This is a genomic window from Mesobacillus sp., assembly GCF_049588175.1.
Classification (GTDB): domain Bacteria; phylum Bacillota; class Bacilli; order Bacillales; family Cytobacillaceae; genus Mesobacillus.
The window spans coordinates 1-5,824 of sequence record NZ_JBAVFI010000774.1 but is presented as its reverse complement, the minus strand read 5'-3'; the positions used below and the strand labels follow the sequence as shown (position 1 = coordinate 5,824).

Here is a 5,824-nt window from a genome sequence, read left to right as displayed (position 1 = left end):
CCGATGTGGCTCTTGGAGTGCCTGTGATAGCCGTAAGTGTGCTGGAGAAAACCGGAACCGAGGAATTGCAAAGATTCCTAGCCCCAGGCAAAACAGTTGCTCTTATCGGGTCGTCGGGTGTAGGGAAATCCAGTCTGGTAAACTTTCTGACTGGATTTCAAAAGCAGGTTGTCCAGGAAATTCGAGTTAGCGATGATAAAGGTAAGCATACGACTACACACCGCGAAATGGTCCAGCTCCCAGGCGGCGCCGTGCTCATCGATACACCTGGAATGAGGGAAGTACAGCTTTGGCAAAGTGATGAGGGGATCAGTGAAAGCTTTTCTGATATTGAAGAATTTGCCTCTTCCTGCAGATTCCGTGACTGTAACCATAATAACGAACCGGGATGTGCTGTAAGGGCTGCAATCAACGAAGGGGCGTTGGATGAGAATCGGTTCAGCAGCTATAAAAAGCTGCAAAAAGAGCTTGCCTATATAGACAGGAAGGTCGATAAAAAGGCACAAGCGGATGAAAAACGCCATTGGAAAAACATCAATAAAGAAATCCGTCAAAAAACCATATTCAAAGGAAAATAAACTTATCCTCTTCTTCGGAAGAGGTTTTTTGATGTGTTAGAAAAAAGCTTCTGAATGTGTTTTTTGCTTTAAAAGTTATACAATAGGGAATAAGTATTTGAGTAGAGTGCTGTTTCGTCATTATTCGAAGCAGTCTAAAAGGAAGAGGTGTTAATATGGAAAAGGATAACCGGGAGCTTGCTACATTTGCAGGAGGCTGCTTTTGGTGTATGGTTAAACCATTTGACCAGCAGCCAGGGATTATAAGCGTTGTATCCGGCTACACTGGTGGCACGACAGTGAATCCTACATATGAAGAGGTTTGTACAGATACAACTGGACATTATGAAGCAGTTCAGATCACCTTTGATCCAGCTGTATATCCTTATAGTAAGCTGCTTGAGCTGTTTTGGCAGCAGATTGATCCTACAGATGCAGGAGGCCAGTTCTACGATCGCGGTCGTTCGTATCAAACGGCTATTTTTTATCATAGTGAAGTGCAGCGGATTCAGGCTGAAGAATCTAAAAAGAACCTGGAAGAAAGCGGCCGGTTCTCAAAGCCGATTGTAACGGAGATTTTACCAGCAAAGGAATTTTATCCTGCCGAGACATACCATCAGGGATTTTATAAAAAAAATCCAGAAAGGTACAATTCATATCAAAAAGGTTCTGGAAGAGAAGCATTTATCCAGAGGAACTGGGGGGGAACAGAATGATGAAGAAAAATCAGGAGGAGTTAAAGCAAAGACTGACTCCAATGCAATATGAAGTAACCCAAAATAACGGAACGGAGCCTCCATTTCGAAATGAATATTGGAATGACTTAAGAGAGGGTCTGTATGTTGACATTGTCTCAGGAAAACCCTTATTCAGTTCCCATGATAAATTTGATGCCGGCTGCGGATGGCCGAGTTTTACAAAACCAATCGAAGAGGAAGAAGTCATAGAAAAGCAGGACTTAAGCCATTTTATGGTTCGGACAGAAGTGAGAAGCAAAACCGCTGATTCACATCTCGGACATGTCTTTGATGATGGCCCAGGTGAATCTGGCCTTCGTTATTGCATCAATTCAGCTGCATTAAGGTTTGTGCCAAAGGAAAAATTTGCAGAAGAAGGTTACGAGGAGTATCTAAAACTATTCCACGATCAAGATAAATAGGAATATGGAAGGATGAACGTCATGTTTAAGAAATTGTTTGGGAAAAAAGAAGAACCAGTAAAGACGATACAGATTCTTGCACCGCTCAGCGGTAATGCTGTCAATCTCGCTTCTGTACCAGATCCAGTATTCTCTGAAAAAATGATGGGGGATGGCATTGCGATTGAGCCGTCAGAGGGCATTGTTGTATCACCAGTCGATGGTGAGATCATGCAGATTTTCCCGACTAAGCATGCAGTTGGCATCAGAGCTAAAAATGGTGCGGAGATATTGATTCACATTGGTTTGGAAACAGTTTCGTTAAAGGGTGAAGGTTTTGAAACCCATGTACAGCAAGGTGATTCTGTCACGGCTGGAGACAAGCTGGTAAGCTTCGACATGGCGACAATCAGTGAGAAGGCGAAAAGCACTGTAACGCCAATCATCATTACTAACACTGATCAGGCAGTTTCATTAAACTTATTAACCGAAGGAAAAGTAGAAAGAGGGTCAACTCCGATCCTGGAAGTGACTTTTAATTAAAATGTTCGGAAAACCTCGGATAAAGAAAACAGCCGCTGAGCATTCAGCGGCTGTTTTCAATTTTTGTGCTTTCAGCATTCTTTGAAGTCATTCCGCCTGAAAGGATGAACTTCATAGCATCTTCTGACTTCACATCAATAATTTCGATATCATTTTTAGGAATCAGGAAGGTGAAACCAGCTACCTGGAAAGTTTGCGGAATGTACACAGCTACATGCTGGGATAAGGGTTCATAGAAGGATTCCAGATTTTCGGTTGTGATAAAGCCAAGGCTTTTCATATTTGTTCCAGGAACGGTGACCAATGCCACCTTTGAGAAGGACTTCTTTTCACCCAGAAAAGAATGTACTGTATCTTTAATAACTGAATACACCGTTTTGACAAAAGGGATTTTCTCAAGCAGTCTGTCAATCAGTTTTATAATGCTTCCGGTAATGAAGCGGGTGGATAGCCATCCCAAAATGGTAATCAGAACCAATGTGGTCAGAAGGCCAATCCCCGGAATATAACTATCTTGGAAATGTGGCTTCAGCACATTTCCAAGCAGGCTGTCTAAAAACATGAAGGTTTTATATATTACATAGACAACCAGAATGATTGGGACGATAGTCAGGATCCCATTGATAAAATTCTTCAATAAACTTTTCATGTGGTGCTCCTCATTCTTAAGTATGAAAGTAACATACTCTTTTTCAGGGAATATTTCAATATCAAACTTTTTATTAACTTTCTTTTTCTTTGGCCACAATGATCGAAATAATTTGCAGCAAAGAATTCTGGGAAGTGCTTCTTGCAGAAACATCCTCGATGGCTTCAAATCTAACTGAATGATGTCCATCCTCCAGGCCGCTTGCGATATACAAGTGCCGTTCTCGGAAAAATGGCCACCAGGTAGAAAGCGTTCTGACATATTCTCCATCAATGTAGACATTCATCATTCCGCCGATTTCGCTTCGGATTACATTAACCCCAAGTATTGGACCTTCGAAATCATATTCGATGTAATCTCCAGACTTCCTGCTGACATAGCTTCCAATTTCAGATTTAAAGCCTTTTTTATCTGCAATATCCTCTTTTTCAGCAAGATAAAAGAAATCATTTTTGGTTATAGATTTTGGGTAATCCGCAATGTCCGCTTCATTCCTAATATTCTTCTTAATTAACTCGAAGACAGAATTGGCATATAGCCGGTATCCGGTCCCATTTGGGTGTACCATATCGGAAGTGAGATGCTCCGTAAGCATTCCAGATTCCTTGAAAGGAATTCTCATATCAATGCATTTAGCCCCGTAGTGGAATGAAATCCTCTTAATCGCGTCCGCAAATGGTTCTTGCTTCAAAGGACTTTCGATAATCGTAATGATCTCTGCGTCTTTGTTTAGCTCTTTTGCATTTCTTATAAGCTTTTCATAGAAAAAAGTAAATTGCTCTGGATCCATGAATTTTCGGTCATTTTCGCCAAAAACGATAAAAATCAGGTCCATATTCTGTAGTTTTGGCGAGCTTTGCAGCTTGTAAATTCCTTCGAATGCTGTTGCACCGCTTTGGACCACTAAATGACGCCTGCCTCTCGATCCCGAATAATCATTTATTAGTGCCTCAAGCTGATTGAACCATCGCAATTCCTTTCTTTCCGCGCCTGCCCCCCTGCCAATGCTGTCCCCAATAATTAGGTAATTGAACGGTTCACCTACCTCAATCTTTTCATATACGTTCAGATCCTCTGATAAATAATGTTCTGATTGTGAAATCATTATATAGATAACAACAGTCAGGATCATTACACTTAAGATTCTTATTTTTGTATTTATCATGATGAGATAACTCCTTCGAAAACAATCGCATATCACATAATTACATTATTTCATTACTAAAGAAAAGAGTTTTATTTAATTATTTTAACAATCCATAAATTAAAAAAAATAGGCAAATGCACAATCGGGTCAAGTACCCATATCATAACGTAAAGGGAAAGCAATTCAAAAACAATCGAGGAGTGGTTTTAATGTACGGATACGATAATGCCCCTATGCCAGTTCAAGGCGTTCAAGGTACTATGTGTCATGGAGGTTACCCTTATGCAGGAGTAGGGGGAGCTGGATGCGGCTATGGTTCTGGTGGTTTTGCTTTAATCGTAGTATTGTTCATTTTGTTAATCATCATCGGCGCGTGCTGCACCCACATCTGGTAATTCGGCAGTACGCTGACAAAAACTATATAGAATCATTTTTGAGCATGAGAGACTGCCGCAGCTGCTGGCAGTCTTTTTTTATATTAAGAATATATAGTTTATAAAAGAAAACACGAACATTTAAAAACTTACATATTGGAAAGTTCGTAATTTGCGTTGACTGCACATATTATTTTTGTTATATTTACCAAGGGTTAAGCAAAAAAACAATTTGGCGGGGGAAACTTAAATGAATTCTAACTATGATGTAATCGTCGTTGGGGCAGGACCAGCAGGAATTTTTACATGCTATGAATTAACATTAAAAATGCCTGGAGCGAACGTTTTGCTTATCGATAAAGGGCACGATATATATAAAAGAAACTGCCCGATTTTACAAAAGAAAATTGAAAAATGCCCGCCGCCGGCTGGAAAAAAGGATTTTGCAGGCTGTTTGCCAGCTTGTTCAATTACGAATGGATTTGGCGGAGCAGGAGCTTATTCTGATGGGAAATTCAATATAACAAGTGAGTTTGGCGGCTGGATGACAGATTATCTTCCTGATTCCAAAGTTGTTGAACTAATTAAATATGTAGACCAAATCAATCTTAAACATGGGGCGACTGAAAACATAACAGATCCGATGACAGACAAAGTCAGGGATATTGAACGCAGGGGCTATGCCGCAGGATTGAAGCTTCTAAGGGCACAGGTACGCCATCTTGGAACCGAACAAAATCTTGAAATCTTAAAGAATATTTTTGAATACTTAAAAGATAAAATTGAAATGGCCTTCAAGACAGAGATTGAGGACCTTATTACTGAAAAAACTCCAGAGGGCCACAAGGTCATGGGCGTTGAGCTAAAGAATGGAGAAAAAATATATGCAGATAAGGTCGTTATAGCTCCAGGCCGTGATGGATCAAAGTGGCTGACGCAAATACTCAAAAAGAGACGTTTGAAGATGATTAACAATCAGGTTGATATCGGCGTTAGGGTTGAAACATCAAATGTAGTCATGGAAGAAATAAATGAACATTTATATGAAGGTAAGTTCATTTTTAATACATCTGTTGGGACCACTGTCAGGACTTTCTGCAGCAATCCTTCTGGCCATGTGGTAGTAGAAAACCATTCAGGAATCATGCTGGCTAATGGACACGCTTATAAAGATCCTAAATTAGGGAGTCAGAACACTAATTTTGCGCTGCTCGTATCACACACATTCTCTGAACCATTTGATAAGCCGAATGAGTTTGCGCACGAAATTTCACGTTTAGCCAACAGCCTTTCACATGGCGGGCTGATTGTCCAGAAATATGGCGACATCTTAAAAGGACGCAGATCCACAGAAAAGCGAATCAAAGAGGGATTTTTAGAGCCGACTATGAAGGAAGCTGTTCCAGGAGATTTAGG

The 5,824-nt window shown here is 40.5% G+C and carries 8 protein-coding genes; 6 read left to right on the top strand and 2 right to left on the bottom strand.

Annotated features, from left to right (window positions below; all coding sequences use genetic code 11):
• The 4 genes from rsgA to WB217_RS18745 all read left to right on the top strand — a co-directional run.
• Nucleotides 1–578, top strand: a 578-nt coding sequence (rsgA, locus tag WB217_RS18760) for a ribosome small subunit-dependent GTPase A (RefSeq protein WP_423994850.1), incomplete at its 5' end; no start/stop codon positions are given.
• 155 nt (nucleotides 579–733) lie between these two features.
• On the top strand, nucleotides 734–1,273 hold the full coding sequence (msrA, locus tag WB217_RS18755) for a peptide-methionine (S)-S-oxide reductase MsrA (protein ID WP_423994849.1): 540 nt from the start codon (nucleotides 734–736) through the stop codon (nucleotides 1,271–1,273).
• Nucleotides 1,273–1,716: a peptide-methionine (R)-S-oxide reductase MsrB gene (gene msrB, locus WB217_RS18750; RefSeq protein WP_423994851.1), complete on the top strand. Its 444-nt coding sequence runs from the start codon at nucleotides 1,273–1,275 to the stop codon at nucleotides 1,714–1,716. The genes msrA and msrB overlap by 1 nt, the downstream gene beginning before the upstream one ends.
• A gap of 21 nt (nucleotides 1,717–1,737) precedes the next feature.
• A complete protein-coding gene (locus tag WB217_RS18745) occupies nucleotides 1,738–2,238 on the top strand; it encodes a PTS sugar transporter subunit IIA (RefSeq protein WP_423994848.1) in 501 nt (166 codons plus the stop codon).
• Between the two features lie 43 nt (nucleotides 2,239–2,281).
• On the opposite strand, the gene WB217_RS18740 is transcribed toward WB217_RS18745, so the two are convergent.
• Nucleotides 2,282–2,887, bottom strand: a complete 606-nt coding sequence (locus tag WB217_RS18740; RefSeq protein ID WP_423994847.1) for a DUF502 domain-containing protein — start codon at nucleotides 2,885–2,887, stop codon at nucleotides 2,282–2,284.
• 73 nt (nucleotides 2,888–2,960) lie between these two features.
• Nucleotides 2,961–4,052: a GDSL-type esterase/lipase family protein gene (locus WB217_RS18735; protein ID WP_423994846.1), complete on the bottom strand. Its 1,092-nt coding sequence runs from the start codon at nucleotides 4,050–4,052 to the stop codon at nucleotides 2,961–2,963.
• Between the two features lie 191 nt (nucleotides 4,053–4,243).
• On the opposite strand from WB217_RS18735, the gene WB217_RS18730 reads away from it, so the two are divergent.
• Entirely contained in the window at nucleotides 4,244–4,429 is a 186-nt protein-coding gene (locus WB217_RS18730) for a YjcZ family sporulation protein (RefSeq protein WP_423994845.1), read from the top strand.
• 229 nt (nucleotides 4,430–4,658) lie between these two features.
• The coding region (locus tag WB217_RS18725) for an NAD(P)/FAD-dependent oxidoreductase (protein WP_423994844.1) at nucleotides 4,659–5,824 on the top strand (1,166 nt) is incomplete at its 3' end.

Excerpts from the sequence above, each read along its gene's own strand:
- msrA (WP_423994849.1), top strand. The coding sequence starts at position 734 with ATGGAAAAGGATAACCGGGAGCTTGCTACATTTGCAGGAGGCTGCTTT.
- msrB (WP_423994851.1), top strand. The coding sequence starts at position 1,273 with ATGAAGAAAAATCAGGAGGAGTTAAAGCAAAGACTGACTCCAATGCAA.
- WB217_RS18745 (WP_423994848.1), top strand. The coding sequence starts at position 1,738 with ATGTTTAAGAAATTGTTTGGGAAAAAAGAAGAACCAGTAAAGACGATA.
- WB217_RS18740 (WP_423994847.1), bottom strand. The coding sequence starts at position 2,887 with ATGAAAAGTTTATTGAAGAATTTTATCAATGGGATCCTGACTATCGTC.
- WB217_RS18735 (WP_423994846.1), bottom strand. The coding sequence starts at position 4,052 with ATGATAAATACAAAAATAAGAATCTTAAGTGTAATGATCCTGACTGTT.
- WB217_RS18730 (WP_423994845.1), top strand. The coding sequence starts at position 4,244 with ATGTACGGATACGATAATGCCCCTATGCCAGTTCAAGGCGTTCAAGGT.